This window comes from Riemerella anatipestifer (assembly GCF_009670965.2).
Taxonomy (GTDB): Bacteria; Bacteroidota; Bacteroidia; order Flavobacteriales; family Weeksellaceae; genus Riemerella; species Riemerella anatipestifer_B.
The window spans coordinates 1,737,274-1,751,040 of sequence record NZ_CP073239.1; the positions used below are offsets into that span (position 1 = coordinate 1,737,274).

The 13,767-nt window shown below is 36.0% G+C and carries 17 protein-coding genes; 1 reads left to right on the forward strand and 16 read right to left on the reverse strand.

Annotation, left to right across the window (positions count from 1 at the left end; translation table 11 throughout):
• Positions 1–7 precede the first annotated feature (7 nt).
• The 15 genes from D1J36_RS08010 to D1J36_RS08080 all read right to left on the reverse strand — a co-directional run bounded on the left by D1J36_RS08010 (position 8) and on the right by D1J36_RS08080 (position 9,477).
• Positions 8–499: a hypothetical protein gene (locus D1J36_RS08010; RefSeq protein WP_154138142.1), complete on the reverse strand. Its 492-nt coding sequence runs from the start codon at positions 497–499 to the stop codon at positions 8–10.
• A gap of 12 nt (positions 500–511) precedes the next feature.
• The gene (locus D1J36_RS08015; protein WP_154138143.1) at positions 512–1,015 is read right to left on the reverse strand and encodes a hypothetical protein; all 504 of its coding nucleotides are present in this window, start codon (positions 1,013–1,015) and stop codon (positions 512–514) included.
• A gap of 100 nt (positions 1,016–1,115) precedes the next feature.
• Positions 1,116–2,315, reverse strand: coding sequence for a hypothetical protein (locus D1J36_RS08020; RefSeq protein WP_154138144.1), 1,200 nt, complete (start codon positions 2,313–2,315; stop codon positions 1,116–1,118).
• A gap of 18 nt (positions 2,316–2,333) precedes the next feature.
• Positions 2,334–3,107, reverse strand: a complete 774-nt coding sequence (locus D1J36_RS08025) for a hypothetical protein (RefSeq protein ID WP_154138145.1) — start codon at positions 3,105–3,107, stop codon at positions 2,334–2,336.
• Between the two features lie 55 nt (positions 3,108–3,162).
• A complete protein-coding gene (locus D1J36_RS08030) occupies positions 3,163–3,678 on the reverse strand; it encodes a hypothetical protein (protein WP_154138146.1) in 516 nt (171 codons plus the stop codon).
• Positions 3,662–4,498, reverse strand: coding sequence for a nucleotidyltransferase (locus D1J36_RS08035; RefSeq protein ID WP_154138147.1), 837 nt, complete (start codon positions 4,496–4,498; stop codon positions 3,662–3,664). Before D1J36_RS08035 ends, D1J36_RS08030 begins: the two co-directional genes overlap by 17 nt.
• Positions 4,499–4,500: 2 nt before the next feature.
• Positions 4,501–4,788: a hypothetical protein gene (locus D1J36_RS08040; protein ID WP_154138148.1), complete on the reverse strand. Its 288-nt coding sequence runs from the start codon at positions 4,786–4,788 to the stop codon at positions 4,501–4,503.
• Complete coding sequence (locus D1J36_RS08045; RefSeq protein WP_154138149.1) at positions 4,766–5,053, reverse strand: hypothetical protein; 288 nt, start codon at positions 5,051–5,053, stop codon at positions 4,766–4,768. The genes D1J36_RS08040 and D1J36_RS08045 overlap by 23 nt, the downstream gene beginning before the upstream one ends.
• 74 nt (positions 5,054–5,127) lie before the next feature.
• Complete coding sequence (locus D1J36_RS08050) at positions 5,128–5,370, reverse strand: hypothetical protein (RefSeq protein WP_154138150.1); 243 nt, start codon at positions 5,368–5,370, stop codon at positions 5,128–5,130.
• A 1-nt stretch (position 5,371) separates the two neighbouring features.
• The gene (locus D1J36_RS08055; protein ID WP_154138151.1) at positions 5,372–5,863 is read right to left on the reverse strand and encodes a hypothetical protein; all 492 of its coding nucleotides are present in this window, start codon (positions 5,861–5,863) and stop codon (positions 5,372–5,374) included.
• Entirely contained in the window at positions 5,860–6,828 is a 969-nt protein-coding gene (locus D1J36_RS08060; protein ID WP_154138152.1) for a late control protein, read from the reverse strand. The genes D1J36_RS08055 and D1J36_RS08060 overlap by 4 nt, the downstream gene beginning before the upstream one ends.
• Positions 6,828–7,436, reverse strand: coding sequence for a DUF6046 domain-containing protein (locus tag D1J36_RS08065; protein ID WP_154138153.1), 609 nt, complete (start codon positions 7,434–7,436; stop codon positions 6,828–6,830). The genes D1J36_RS08060 and D1J36_RS08065 overlap by 1 nt, the downstream gene beginning before the upstream one ends.
• Positions 7,437–7,441: 5 nt before the next feature.
• Entirely contained in the window at positions 7,442–8,983 is a 1,542-nt protein-coding gene (locus D1J36_RS08070; protein WP_154138154.1) for a tape measure protein, read from the reverse strand.
• 56 nt (positions 8,984–9,039) lie between these two features.
• Positions 9,040–9,264, reverse strand: coding sequence for a hypothetical protein (locus tag D1J36_RS08075; RefSeq protein WP_154138155.1), 225 nt, complete (start codon positions 9,262–9,264; stop codon positions 9,040–9,042).
• Positions 9,265–9,276: 12 nt separating this feature from the next.
• Positions 9,277–9,477: a hypothetical protein gene (locus D1J36_RS08080; protein WP_154138156.1), complete on the reverse strand. Its 201-nt coding sequence runs from the start codon at positions 9,475–9,477 to the stop codon at positions 9,277–9,279.
• A 93-nt stretch (positions 9,478–9,570) separates the two neighbouring features.
• On the opposite strand from D1J36_RS08080, the gene D1J36_RS08085 reads away from it, so the two are divergent.
• Positions 9,571–10,257, forward strand: a complete 687-nt coding sequence (locus tag D1J36_RS08085; protein WP_154138157.1) for a helix-turn-helix transcriptional regulator — start codon at positions 9,571–9,573, stop codon at positions 10,255–10,257.
• A 948-nt stretch (positions 10,258–11,205) separates the two neighbouring features.
• Here the strand turns inward: D1J36_RS08085 and D1J36_RS08090 are convergent.
• Positions 11,206–13,761 carry a phosphoenolpyruvate carboxylase gene (locus D1J36_RS08090; protein ID WP_154138158.1) on the reverse strand — a complete coding sequence of 852 codons (2,556 nt, stop codon included), beginning with the start codon at positions 13,759–13,761 and terminating at the stop codon, positions 11,206–11,208.
• Between the last annotated feature and the right edge of the window lie 6 nt (positions 13,762–13,767).

The window sequence follows — 13,767 nt, forward strand, 5'->3', positions numbered from 1 at the left end:
TTGTTTTTTAGTCTCTAACAATTTCCCAATCATTTATACTCTCACAACCATACCATTTTAAATCTTTATTCTCAATTTCATCTTTGGTAATTAAGTATAAACCTTGTCTAAATGCTTCTATAATAGCTTCATCTAAATCTATTTGTTTAATTTGAGTTTTTGATTGTAATAATTGAACTAATTGTTTTGTCTGTTCATAAGTTTGTATAGAAAATCTAACATTAGGAGTACCTAATATTTTTGTAACTTTTTGTTTTCTAGTTTCAAAAGTTACTTTATTTTGATTTTCTTCACTAAAATCTGTATGGTCAAAATTATCTGGATATATAGGAACTTGTATTTCTTCTTCAACTTCCTTAGTACAAGTATCTACAATTCTTAGTTCATATTTTTCTTCTTTTGGTTTATTTTGAATTAAATCCACATCTATAGTTATATATCCTTTATGGAATGGTGGAAAATTTAATTCCTTTGTACTTCTTAATTGTATTTTAGCCATTTTGTCTTATTTTTAAATTGTTATTTCTTCAACTTCTATAAATGTACCTCTACCTAATGTTATAAAATAATCAGTACTATTATTATTCTGTACTTTTAAATTATTTTTTATTATAGTATCCACATTAGTTTCTAATAAAAATTCATACACAAAAGACTGTGCATTTACTGTGGGGGGATTTAGAGAATAATTATCAGGAGTGTTAAATATAGAGAACTGTCTCATATTAACTATGAAAGAATCATATCTTTGGCTTAAATCTGTAGAGTAAAAACCTAAAAAAGGAGATACTACATTCTTATTACCAAATTTTACACAAATTTTTACTTTATATAGTTTATTTGCTTGAACTGGGAAGAATAAATCAGTAGCTTCTTTAACTTCTGTATTATTAGCCACAACATCATTTCTCAATACATACCTTTTGATTTTAGGTTTATCTTCATAACCTATCCACCCATTATCTTTTATAACTAATGACTTATTATATAATAGGTCTCCATTAGCATTAGGCATATCACTTAATCTGACTTCAAATCTACCATTAATTCTAAACCATCTTTCATCAAACTTTCCTGTTATTAAACCATCATCTATTTTTGTGAAATTATGTTTATCATTGTGTATGTATATTGTCTCTAAATCCAGAACCTACTCCGAAGTCCAAATTATTTCCTATAACAACAGAGTTAAGGTACTGCACTCTACCATAAGTAGAGTAATTACCAGAACCTATGAAAAGGTTATTATAACATCTGTATAACAGATTCCAATAAGGAGATTGACCTATGATAGTAGACATTATAGCTTTATCTGGTCCATTAGTGCTTGTAAGAATATTTCCTACAAATGTGTTCATTCCAGAGTGCAATGTATAATTATCATTAGGGTCATTGGGGTCTATACCAAAATATTGCTTACCTACATTATTTTTTGCCACAAATGCAGATTTAGCTATTACGGGTGATAAAGATTTAATATCATCTATATCAATAGTTTCTGTTTTTAGACTATAAGCAGTTGCTTGCCCAATGAATGTATTAGAATAAGATTTAGGTAAACTATTAGCAGTTGCTTGTCCTATAAAGGTATTTCTACCTCCTTTTTTTAGACTAAAGCCAGAATTACTTCCAATAGCTAGATTGTAACTATTATCATTAACATCAGTAGATTCATCATTTAATTTTTGTAGTGCTGAAGTACCTATTGCTGTATTATATTTTCCTACCGTATTACTATACAATGCATATCCTCCTATTGCTGTATTTGTTTCTCCCGTAGTATTATTTTCTAATGCACCAATACCATAGCTTACATTATAATTTCCTGTACTTAACTTATTAAAAGTACCAAAATAGAGTGAAGCTGTAGAGATGTCTGTTCCAAATCTAATTTCTTTTATATCCTCAGATTCTTTTCGGAATAGTATGTCTCTAGGAGTATAATTCTCATTATTAACAGCCTTTTCTAGGGTTATATCATTAAGAATCCCCATAATTTGCTCTTTGGTGTGGACGTTACCCTCTATATCGTCACTATCTACGGTAGCTATGTTAGAGGGAAGCTCTCCAACACCCAAGGCCTCTTTCCAAGAGATTATATTTTCTTCCGTTAGTCCCGAAGCATCTTTCTCCGCTTTTCCGTTTAATTGGCTTGCATCAGCTTTGTTAGCCAAGCTCTCGTCAAGCCCTTCTATCTGCATTTGCGGTATTTTCTCGCTTTTATGAAAATAGCTATCCATCCACACCCAAAATTGCTCTTGGGTAGGTTTTAGGTTGTTGCGGAACCAGTTCTTTATTGTATTTTTATCTGTCATTGTTTTAGTTTTTGGATATTAGACGCCAACAAATTCAATAAATCTGATGACGCGGTAAGGAGGCATGTTGTTGTGAGGCTTATTACCTCCTGTTGCCTCTATGCCCGTGTGTTTGAAATCACGCCCTCCGTGTATAGACAATGCATTTGTGTTACCTGTTCCCACCCTGTCTCTTTGAAACCCCATCGTGTGGGTATGGCTCGGCATCTCTTCTACCGTGAGAGTATGATGCCTTTCCCCACCTTCGTAGCCTATTTCATTTAGGTGCGAGTTGAGACCCTCTCTGTCAAAATTGTAATCTGGGTCTTGTCCAATAGGGAATTTACCTCTAAGCGGCACATACTCTCGCCAACCTTCTGGAATAGGCTCACTCGCAGGCTTGCCCCAAATAGCTATTAAGCCAATAGGAATAGGGTATTTTTTCTTTTCTAAGGTTTCTATTCTATCCTCTAAGCTCTTTTTGAAAGCAGCTATTTCAGTGGTTGGGAATACCCTTTTGAAATCTGCCCAACGATAAGTTTGGTCGGGCGTTGATGAGCCAAAAGTGGCGTATCTTTCGGCATATACAGGTTTGGCAATTTTGTCTTTGAACTCTCGCTCAGTAACTATTTCCTTGATAATAATATTATTGCCAATACTTCCACCTTTAAAAGGGTAAAGTTCTCCGCCTATACTTACATAACCATCCGAAACTTGCGAGCCTATAACCTCACAGCCTTTAATAATAGCTAAATCTCCAGCCAAGCCTGTAAGCCCATTGAACACGCTCCAGCCTTTCTGGGCTTCCGCCAAAGTGTCGGTATAGAGAGGGAAGCCGTCCGTCCCAATTTAATATTAGTCTATCCATTTATTTGAGTATTATTTTATATTTTTTTCCTGCTAATTTGTAATAATCCACCACAGCCTCTATGGCATAGAAACGATACTCTCCAAAGTCCACTTCGGTCTTTTCGTTATTCCAAACTTCCAGCGGCACTTTTATTAAAAAGTCCACACCGCCTTTCTTAGAAATGCCCTCGGAATAGAGGTATATATTTGTATTAGGAGCTGGATTTATAAACTTTGGAGTTCTTTCTGCCTCAGAAAAAATGTAAAAAGGCTCTTTTCTATCCACATCTACAATTCTAATCCTCCGCTCCGAAACATCAAACCTATCGTTCAAAACTTTTTCAATAGAGCAAACTTGTGCGGTGTGTTCTAGCTTGTACAAATCTTCCGCTCTCTCAGACAACCCCCTTTCCTGTATAGGTTTTATAGGAAACAATAAGCATCTCAACCACGCCATAAATCGCTCCTTTCTTAAAAAGGTTGGCGTCAGCAATACAGCTAATTTCTCTATGTCTGTATTATATATTTGGGACATACTCTACGGTTAGATTAGTTAGTTTAAAATACCCGCTATTGGGTATTATTCTCGTATTTATCGTTTTAAAACTTACATCATCCACCCATTTGGTTTCTGCCAAATAGATTTCTGGGATAGCCACACCTTTGACCTTTTGTAAGTAGTCGGTCAAATGGGCAAGGACCAGCTCTCCATTAAACGGGAGTTGCTTTAAATATTCCTTTACGGCATTTTCAACAGGTGTCCCTTCCTTGCCGTCGGGTTGAATGTAATGACCGTCTTTTTTAATAACTAACGGGTCATAATAAACTTTTAAACCGAGAGACAATAAATCCGGCTCTGCGTTGATAATCCTTACTTCAACGCCTCCAGGCTTTATCCTGCTTATATAGTAGGAGAAAGAGCTTTCTTGTTCGCCATTAATCCTCCGTTGTTCGCCGTCAATTTCTGTGGCTATTTTGAGTACTAAAACGCCCTCCACCTCGTTAATGGCGGCATATTTTATAATTTTGGAGGCTTCAACCTCCTGCGGGTCTTTTCCTGTATTGTCGTAAAAATCCTTACCGTCAACCAATTTAAAAGCATCTCCATACTGAAACCTTAGAGCCATATCTCTGTACCATGGAAGAGAGAAAACCCTTTGCGTTCTAAGTTTCTCGTTGATTTCTTCTCTATGCGCGTCAAAAAGTTTCTCCAACACCCAAATTGCGAAAGCTGTTATGTAAATCCATAACCTCCAAATAGAGGTTTTACTGGTGCTATTAAGCTCTGCCAAAGCGGCTTCATTCTGCTTTGCGGTTAGTATTTCGTTCTGTATTTCTTCTACGCTTCTTTCCATAATTAACTTACTTTGAAATCTACGCCTATTGCCCAACACCCAATACCTTCGCACTTCTCCACAACTTCCGTTATCGCTGTGGCAGGCTGTATGCCTTTGGCGGCGTAATAATTGAAAATATCTCTATCTCTCTTGATGTCTTCTGGAAGTTGCGGAACCGCCCCAGCTTGCACATCGTCCGTAATGCTCAAATCGTTAGCCATTGCCAATTCAAAAACACATTCTATGGTGCCTGTGTGCTGTAGGCATACATCTAACAAGGTTTGATTATGTAGGGCTGTTATTTGCATATTGTTTTAGTTTACTTCTAAGCTCAGAGTTTTCTGCTTTCAAGTTGGCGATTACTCTTTTATGTAACTTTATTTCGTCTTCAAGAAGCTGTACCTTTCTGTTGTGCATTTCTTCAAACTCCTTGTACTTCGCCTCATAGCGAGCTTGAAGGTCATTGAGCATATCTTGGTACAAATCGACCTTTTTTCGCTCGTTTTCGATTTCTATACTTTCGTTTGCTACGGCTATTCCCCTCGTTTCCTCGTTGCGTTTTCTTCGCTCCAAAATTCAACCAAGCCCTGTAATTGCAGAGCCTCCTCCAAATAATAGAGTAATCCAATCCTGTATATTCATGTTATTTAGCTTAAATTCGCAATCTTTATCTCTGTTGTAGCACCTGTTTGGGAGGTTGCCGACCCTGTGGTCGCTACCTTTATTCCCACTGGAACTTCCACACGAAGCTCCAATATTTCTTGCACGATAGCTGTGGCTATTTTATCCGACAATCGCTCCACTGAGCTGTCCCAACTTTCCTCTTCGTTTTGTTCTTGTAGGAAGGCTGATTTTATTTTTTGTTTTAGTCTTTCTTTGTTAAGTGGCATTTTAATTATCTTTTAAAAAGTTTTTAAATCGGTTTTCAATTGCCGTAAACTGAGGTTTATTTATTAGCCTGATGGTTGGTCCCGCATTGGTAGTGAATTTCATTTTCTTAATTTCTTGTATCAAGTCCACCATCAACGCCTTTAGCGTTTCGTTTTCTTTGCGGAGGAGAAAACCCTTATCATTTATTTTTATTTGGGAGTTTTCAGTTTTAAAATCAAATTCTTCCACTTCACTGAAAAACTCTACATAAAGCCTATTTATATCCTCTTCAATAGGAGAAACAAGCACGAAACTTCCAACTTTTGGGTATAAATAAAATCGCTTCGCTTCGTTATCAATAGTAGCAGACAACCGCACATCAGTAAACTCTATTTCTCCATCGCTAACGGTGCATGTTCCAGCCGTTTTATCTACCGAAATTACCTGCACTGGAAAAGTATCAACCTCTCTTTTAGCTAACTCCCTAAATGCGTCTTGTAGCTCTTTACTCATAACTTATTACTTATTGTTACCTCTCGTCTCGCTCCACTTGTTCCAAAAGTGGTAACTACTTTTTTTATAAAGTATTTACCCTCACGATTCTTATGCTCATTATCTATAATTTTGGCAGCCATTCCGGGAGTGGCAAAAGGTATTAGGAATGTTTTTACAGAGCCTTCAAAACCGTCATATTTTAATTTTTGCATTTCGGCATTAGCAAGCTCCCTCATTTTCTTTTCGTCTGACAATACAGATGTATGAAAGGTTCTTAATTCTCCATCTTGGTCGCCCACTTCAATACTTTTTTTCTTATTTTTCTTGTCAATATAGGTATAGCGAACCTTTAACCTTTTTTGATCCGCAGATTTATACTCTAAGTTGTTTTCCACCAGATTATAATTTAGGTCATACAAGACCTCCTTACCTATATTGTTGACTTGTTCTAATCCCGCGTACAATTTACCCTCATCATCTAGATAAATGCTTATTCCCAAATTTTGCTTTAAATCCTGCAAAACTTTAGCACCGTTATTATTTCTAATTACCATTTTTTCTATCGGTACATGAGGTATCTTATCAGATAGCTCTACAGAAGTGTCTTTTACGACTTCTTTTAAAATTTCTTTCAGCGTAGTTTTTTGGTTGAACGCCTTGTTTATATTTTTCCTTCTTAATAACCAAATGGCATCTTCACACTTTATTTCAAGCGGTATTTTTGAACCTATGGAAGTCACAAAACCCATAAACTCGACGCCCTCATATCTTCGCTCGTAGCCTAAAGTTATTTTTACTTTATCGCCTACTTTTATTGCCTCTTCTACCTTTTTAAACTCTCCATTTTGTCTAACTCTAAACTTTGACGGCATTTTAATTTTTGCCGTATTGGAAAGCTCCTCCACGCTTTTCATTACTTCTACTTCGGTAATGGAGTTAAAAACAAAATTTCCAATTTCTATTTTTGAAGTCAATACAAACATTATTGTAATCTTGAAAGGTTATTTGCCATCGCATTTTTCTCTGTTAAATCGGCGTAAAAATCTTGGTCGCTTACCGCTTTGATGGTATATTTTTGCACCCCTTGATTTCCTGCCATTTCTTCCCATTCAATATCTTTTAAAACCAAACTTTTAATATCAAAGAGCAGTAGAAAAGGATTATTAACTATTTCTAAAGTATCGTTGATTTCAAATAGGCGTTGGAGGTTTTGCACCTGCTCCGCTGGATACTCATCCCGCTTATTAACATCCTCATACATACACACGCCTCTAATGGTAATTTGATAGTCCTCCGTACATATATACTCCTTTACTGTTCCTTTCCTCTCTTTACCTACGGTTGCCGTTTCTACTATGGTTTTAGCTAGGCTCATTGAAATAAGAGGCTCGTTAGGAAATGGAAATTCTTCTCCATTGTAACTCAGCTTTAAGGTTTGAAAAAATAATCTACCTAAAAGAAGCTCCCGAGCAATACCTGTCAACGAAGGCAAAACAAATTTGGTTTTATTCTGCCCCCACCATTGCGGAAATGTAGCACCTACATAATCAAAATGAGCCTTTGCTACTAATTCTTTTACATCAAATTCCATTTATTCTATCCTGATTGTAATTGATTAACACTATTCACTGAACGCAATAACATTTCTTGCACTTTGTCTCCAAGTGTATTAAGCCCTTTTTCTGTACTATCTACATGTATGACTGTTTGGTCTTGAAGTTTCCCTATATTTACAATGATGGACATTTGTTTTGAGCCCCCCGAAATAATACTATCGGTTTTTTGTTTTCCCGTACCGTTACCTTTTGTTTTTTTATCTGTTTTAGACGCTCCAGCATTTCCACCTAAATACCCTCCTTTATTGCCCACGGTAGGCATTACTTTGCTCATTATTCCATCTTTCACATCAGACATTGACGCCCCTTTCCACGAAAGCGATTGACCTACCTTTCCAAACTCATTTTTAGCGGCAGTTCCTAATGCCACCGTTTTTTTTATACCGTCGACTATTTGCTTTTTTCTATTATTGGTATCTTGAGCAATGGCATTTAGGGCAGCATTATTTTCAGCCTCATTACCCAAGCCAACGGCGTTTTTAAACTCATACCAGCCCTCCTTAATTTTGTTAAGTCCTAACATTAAGTCATTAACGAGATTATTCCACTGTATTTCTATACCAGATACAAAAGCCTGAAATAATAGCTTTACGCCTTCGGTAGTATGCTTCCACGCTTTACCCCACCCGTCTATATTGTAAATACAATAGGCAATAGCTGCTACTAGAGCTACTATTCCCATAATAATTAAGCCAATAGGATTAAGTGACATTGCCAAGTTCCAAGCCCATTGGGCTGCTGCAAGTCCCAATATTCCTGCGGATAACGCACCTATACCAATGGCTAAAGGCTCTATAAAAGGACCGAAGAAATCTGCCGCTGTACTAAATAGGTCTAAAAGAGCCGAAACAATAGGAATGAACACCGTTCCTATTTTTACCATGATTTGCTCAAGCTTTCCCTTAAACCCTTCCATTTTACCATAGGGAGTGTTAGCAACATTGGTAAGCATATTATGAAACTTACCACCCTTACCTGTTGCTAAATCAAAAGCCTTTCTTACCTCGCTAACCGAGATTCCCCCTTGCTCCATTCTTTTGGTGAGGCTTTCCATACTTTCCCCAGTTTTTTCTGAAAGTACTTGTAATGGATTGAACCCTGCATTAATGAGCTGGAGAAGTTCCTGTCCTGCGAGCTTACCTTTGCCGTTAATCTGAGCGAAGGCTAATGATAAACTTCCTAATTTATTAGCATCGCCCATAGATATATCGCCAAGCTGTTGCATAATAGGAAGTACATCGGCATCTTTTATCCCATTGGCAAGCATTTGATTTGCCATATCGTAAACTTCCGTTCCGAAAACCGTGTCCGTAGCAAATTTTGTCAGACCGTCATATAAAGCCGTTCCTACTTCTTGAGTACTTGCTAAAGTTTGGAGCTTCATTTTTTCTTTTCCAGCCTCCATTGATTTTTCCGTAGCACTCCATAATCCTCCCATTGCGGCACCTGCCATAGTAAGAGGGTTTTTAATAAGGTCCGCACCAGGTAAAGAGTTGGCGAAATCGTTTCTCCAGCCTTTCATCTTAGAACCAATACCGTTTCCAGATATCCCTTGTTCTAGTCTTCGGACCTGCTTTTCTAATCTCTCAGCCTATGTGGTAAAAAGTATTTTTTACTCGCCTGTAACAATAGCAAACTCTGTAAATGGCATTGCCTTAACCGTACATCTTCAAAAGCCGAAGATTGAACCTCAATAGAGGTGATTTTCTCTGAAAGTGTCCAGCTCCATAGGTTTTTACGCTCTATAATTCTGTAAACTCCTATTTGTGTGCTGGGCACTATTTTTATTTCTATCTTTATCATAATTATATGAGTTTATAATTTTGCTAGGGTTTTATTGATTTCCACTTCTGCTTTTCTGTAATCCTCGCAGATTTTTATGGAGGTTTCGCTAGTTCGGTCGCCCCGTAAACTGGCATAAATAAAGTGTGGCGAAGTGCCGTACTTCTTTCTGAGCTTTCGGATAATATCTTTGTTATAGATGTTATACGATTTTCTTTTAGTACTTTTGTCCATTGTTTAAATTGGTTAGAATTATTTCACAGGGCAATATAATGTAAAATTTTACATTAAAACAAATTATTAGCGTAAAAAAAACACGATTATTTTATGGGAGCAACTGAAAGAGTGGTTCAATTTATTGAATATAAAGGTATTAGTAAATATAAATTTTGTAAAGATTTAGGTTTTTCTAACAAATTTTTAGATAATAGCAGCAATATGGGAACCGACAAGGCGTGTAAAATTTTACATTATTTTCCCGAAATTAATCCTGAATGGCTCCTTACAGGAAAAGGGGAAATGATAAAAAGTAAACAGGGTGGCGAAGTAGAAAAATCTAAAAATTTAATCCCTTTCTATGATGATGTAGCAACCATTGGAGGAACAGATTTGGTCGCAGATACCTACAACGTAGTATCCGTAGCCACAGACTATATAGACGCAGGAGATTGGTTCCCGAGTGCCACAGCTGCTATTAGACACTATGGAACCAGTATGGTAGAATATCCTAACGGCTGCATACTAGCCTTAAAGCGTATCTACGACACTAATAGTATTGTTTGGGGGAGAAATTATGTGATAGAAACTGACGAAATAAGAGTAACAAAGCGAATGCAAACCTGTAAAACAGATGATGAGTGCATTATGGCGTATAGTACCAATACAGAAACTTATCCCGACGGACAGCTAGTCCACGAGCCATTTAAAATAAGAAAAGAAAATATCAGAAGAATTTTCTTGGTCTTGGGTAGGGTGGTAAAAGAGTACAGCTCAGACCCTGTATTTGTAGGGTAGTACGGTAAAAAGATGTAAGAAAAAAAAGCACCATTTATACGGGGCTAATGGCTTACGCACATGTTTTTTTACTGCTTTATCTATTATTTTATTTAAAATCAGTTATTTACAAAAATACCACGATACACTAAAGGGGTGCGAGTTTTGAAAAAACGGCTATTTTTTGCGTTTTTTTTACACTTAAATATATCCGAGTTAGCTTCAAAAATATAAGTTTTGTAACCCCAACTGTAACCCCAACTTTAAAAACGCAATTTTTAAGGGGTTCCGCATACCATTTTGTTAATGCCACCTAAAAGGTCCATCATTTGCTCATTATAGGGCATAAAAAAAGCCCCAAAAGGGGCGTTTTTATTAGGTTTTCGGTAGTTTTACGGGGGTAATGGTAGTTATTGCCCTTAAAAGAGAAATTAAAGCTCTTTGCAATGGTAATAAAATGGTAGTAAATGGTAGTTTCTGTACATTTCGTTTATTTCCTTTTTTCGGGCTTTTTTCTTTGCAAAGCCTTTATTCATCGGCTTTTTTCGGGCTTTTTTATTTATTATGTTATTGTATATTTCTATTTATGCCCTATATAATTCCATTAACTGTTTTTGAAAATGTGAGATTGTCTTGAGTTTTTTTCCATTCTCTAGAAGTTTCAAGACTTTGCAAAATCTTCAGACAGTCCTCTTCATTTGTTATAAACTTGTAATACAAGGAGTAGTCAGGACCTGCATCTTCAAATCTATCCTGAATTACTTCGACAGAATCTGGAAACTTAATTCCTGTATTTTTTTCAAATCTAACATTGCTTTTTGTTCGATAATTACATGAATTAAAAAAAATGAAAATCCAAAAATCAAGAGAAATATTTTTGTTCTCATAAATTATATTTTTTAATCTCTATAAACTAGATTTGTCTTTCTGGTGCTATATTTTTCAGAAAATTGCACACAACAACTATATCTACGCAGAATTTCTACTCGCATTAATGTTTCCAAATAGAGACCTTACCACCATATTTTCATAAACCTCGGAAAGAGGATTTCTGTCTTGTACTTTTTTTAGGGCATATTGTTGTATGGTAAGTAGAGGCAGAACCATTTCTTCTCTCATTTGTATAGAGGCTTTACCAGCTAGGTGGTCTTCCATAAGGCTTTTAAACTCTGTAAGTTTTAGGAGCATCTCTTTAGAAAGTTGGTATTCTTGATAAATTTCTTGCCAAAAAGCACCAAATTCCGCATCGTCTTTCATATACTCCGTGAGTTTAAAGAAAGATTTGGTAAGGCTCATCATACTATTTTCTAGTAAAGTTCTGAAAAATAGAGATTTTTTGTATAGTGCCTTTAGTTTTTCAAAATTTCCATTAGCATCATAATGAGCCAAAGCAGTACCCACACCATAAAAACCAGGTACGTTTTGTTTTAGTTGGCTCCAGCTACCCACAAACGGAATGGCTCTTAAATCACTAAAGTTGAGTGTATCTGAATTACCTCTTTTGGAAGGTCTGCTGCCTATATTGGCTTTAGCATAATACTTTAGCGTACTCATCTTTTCGAGGTACAGGACAAACTTAGGATGATTTTTAAATTCCGTATATTTTTGATAGCTAATGTCTGCTAAATCTTGTAAAATTTCTTTCTCTTCAGAAGAAATACTAGCTTGTTCACTAGTGAAAATTTTATTATTAACACCAGCACTAATAAGCTGTTCTAAGTTATACTGAGAAGAGTCTAAAGTCCCAAAGTTAGAGCTAATGGTTTGCCCTTGTATTGTAATTTGTATAGCGTCAGATTCTATATCTTTACCAAAAGAAGCATAGAACTGGTGAGATTTGCCGCCACCTCTAGCTGGAGGTCCACCACGCCCATCAAAAAACAGAACTTCTATACCATATTCTCTAGAGATTTTGGTAAGTCTTTCTTTAGCGGTATAGATGCTCCAGTTGGCTTTTAGATAGCCACCGTCTTTAGTTCCGTCAGAAAAACCGAGCATAATGGTTTGTTGATAGCCTCTAGATTTAAGGTGTTCTCTGTAATCTTTATTTTGGTAAAGCGTTGTCATTACCTCTTCGGCATTGTTCAAATCATCTATGGTCTCAAAAAGTGGTACAATATCTACGGTAGGGTTCTGCCAACCACAAAGCTTTAGTAAAGTATATACCTCTAGTACATTAGTTGCGTTTTGATTATTACTAATGATGTATCTGTTGCAACCTTTTTCTCCATTTTCTTTTTGGATAGCCATCATCATTAGAATAGAACCCAAGGTATCTTTAGTAATTTCTTGGTTAAATGAGGTTAAGTCTAAGACGCCATTTGCCTTTGATAGGGTTTGGATTTGTTCTTCATAGGAAAGACTTGAATAGTTCTCAGGAATAATTTTTCCAGAGGTCGATTTTGCAATATCTTCTATCACACTTCGGTGGATTCTAGAATCTTGTCTAATGTCTAGGCTTGCAAAATAGAATCCAAAAATATCAATTTTATAGAGTAAAGCATCTAGCTCATCTACAAATAGAGATTGATGTTCTGAGATTAAAATGGCTCGTATTTCTTCAAGAGATTGTCTGAACTCTTGAAGCGTTAGAGTGTTTTCTTCTTCTAAAAATGCTGCTTTATAGAGTTGGTCTTCTAGATTTTTTACTAAATGTTCCACTCCTTTAAAAGTGAGTCTTCTTTTTAGGACTCTGATGTCTTTATAGTAGTTTTTTAGAATACTTTTTTTGAGTCTTTCCGCTACTTTTAGAGTGGTTTCTGGTTTTACAAAAGGGTTACCATCTCTATCGCCTCCGGGCCAAAAGCCTAGTTCTACCACAGGGTTTTTAAGAGCTTCATCTTTCAAAATATGTTTTTTAAGATAGCTGTAAATATTCCCCATAGAATGGTAAAACACATTTTCTAAATACCAAATAAGCCCAATAGCTTCATCTAACGGACTTGGTTTTTCCTTTTTATAAAAAGGTGTTTTCCCTAGCTGTGCTAGAAGTTTTTTGATAGTGGTTAAGTCATTATCTTTAATCGCTTGGGTTAAATCGTTAATGATAACCAATACAGAGTCTGGATAGAATTGAGTTGGGTGAGCAGTAAGTACAGGTCTTACTTTAAGTTTTTGTAGAGTAGCTTTAAGTTCAGTAACCTTGTTACGAGCTTCGGCTTTCTCTTTCATATTTCGGATACTGCCCAGTCCGTCCATATTATTTACTGTGGAGAAAGCGGCATCTTCTATAGCGTCAAACAAAACTACTTGCCTTTCAATATATTGTATAAACCTAAACAGAAGGTCGTTAGTTTCTTTTTCGGAGGATTGTGGAGCGTATTTTTTGAAAAACTCTTCTACGATTTCGGTAGGTGTTTTATTATCTTGATAGCCTTTTTTACATTCTTCGCCAAACAGAGGCAAAAATCTCCCCACATTAGACACACCACTAAAAGGTAATGTCATAAAAATACTGTTGTAAATCTGATATTTAGATAACACACTTTCTTCAAAACGCTCTAGTTTTGTTTTTCTATCCTCCATAATATA

What these genes read in the sequence shown, in the direction of transcription:
- D1J36_RS08010 (WP_154138142.1), bottom strand. Translation starts at nt 499, where the DNA reads ATGGCTAAAATACAATTAAGAAGTACAAAGGAATTAAATTTTCCACCA.
- D1J36_RS08015 (WP_154138143.1), bottom strand. Translation starts at nt 1,015, where the DNA reads ATGCCTAATGCTAATGGAGACCTATTATATAATAAGTCATTAGTTATA.
- D1J36_RS08020 (WP_154138144.1), bottom strand. Translation starts at nt 2,315, where the DNA reads ATGACAGATAAAAATACAATAAAGAACTGGTTCCGCAACAACCTAAAA.
- D1J36_RS08030 (WP_154138146.1), bottom strand. Translation starts at nt 3,678, where the DNA reads ATGTCCCAAATATATAATACAGACATAGAGAAATTAGCTGTATTGCTG.
- D1J36_RS08035 (WP_154138147.1), bottom strand. Translation starts at nt 4,498, where the DNA reads ATGGAAAGAAGCGTAGAAGAAATACAGAACGAAATACTAACCGCAAAG.
- D1J36_RS08040 (WP_154138148.1), bottom strand. Translation starts at nt 4,788, where the DNA reads ATGCAAATAACAGCCCTACATAATCAAACCTTGTTAGATGTATGCCTA.
- D1J36_RS08050 (WP_154138150.1), bottom strand. Translation starts at nt 5,370, where the DNA reads ATGCCACTTAACAAAGAAAGACTAAAACAAAAAATAAAATCAGCCTTC.
- D1J36_RS08055 (WP_154138151.1), bottom strand. Translation starts at nt 5,863, where the DNA reads ATGAGTAAAGAGCTACAAGACGCATTTAGGGAGTTAGCTAAAAGAGAG.
- D1J36_RS08060 (WP_154138152.1), bottom strand. Translation starts at nt 6,828, where the DNA reads ATGTTTGTATTGACTTCAAAAATAGAAATTGGAAATTTTGTTTTTAAC.
- D1J36_RS08065 (WP_154138153.1), bottom strand. Translation starts at nt 7,436, where the DNA reads ATGGAATTTGATGTAAAAGAATTAGTAGCAAAGGCTCATTTTGATTAT.
- D1J36_RS08070 (WP_154138154.1), bottom strand. Translation starts at nt 8,983, where the DNA reads ATGAAAGGCTGGAGAAACGATTTCGCCAACTCTTTACCTGGTGCGGAC.
- D1J36_RS08075 (WP_154138155.1), bottom strand. Translation starts at nt 9,264, where the DNA reads ATGATAAAGATAGAAATAAAAATAGTGCCCAGCACACAAATAGGAGTT.
- D1J36_RS08080 (WP_154138156.1), bottom strand. Translation starts at nt 9,477, where the DNA reads ATGGACAAAAGTACTAAAAGAAAATCGTATAACATCTATAACAAAGAT.
- D1J36_RS08085 (WP_154138157.1), top strand. Translation starts at nt 9,571, where the DNA reads ATGGGAGCAACTGAAAGAGTGGTTCAATTTATTGAATATAAAGGTATT.
- D1J36_RS08090 (WP_154138158.1), bottom strand. Translation starts at nt 13,761, where the DNA reads ATGGAGGATAGAAAAACAAAACTAGAGCGTTTTGAAGAAAGTGTGTTA.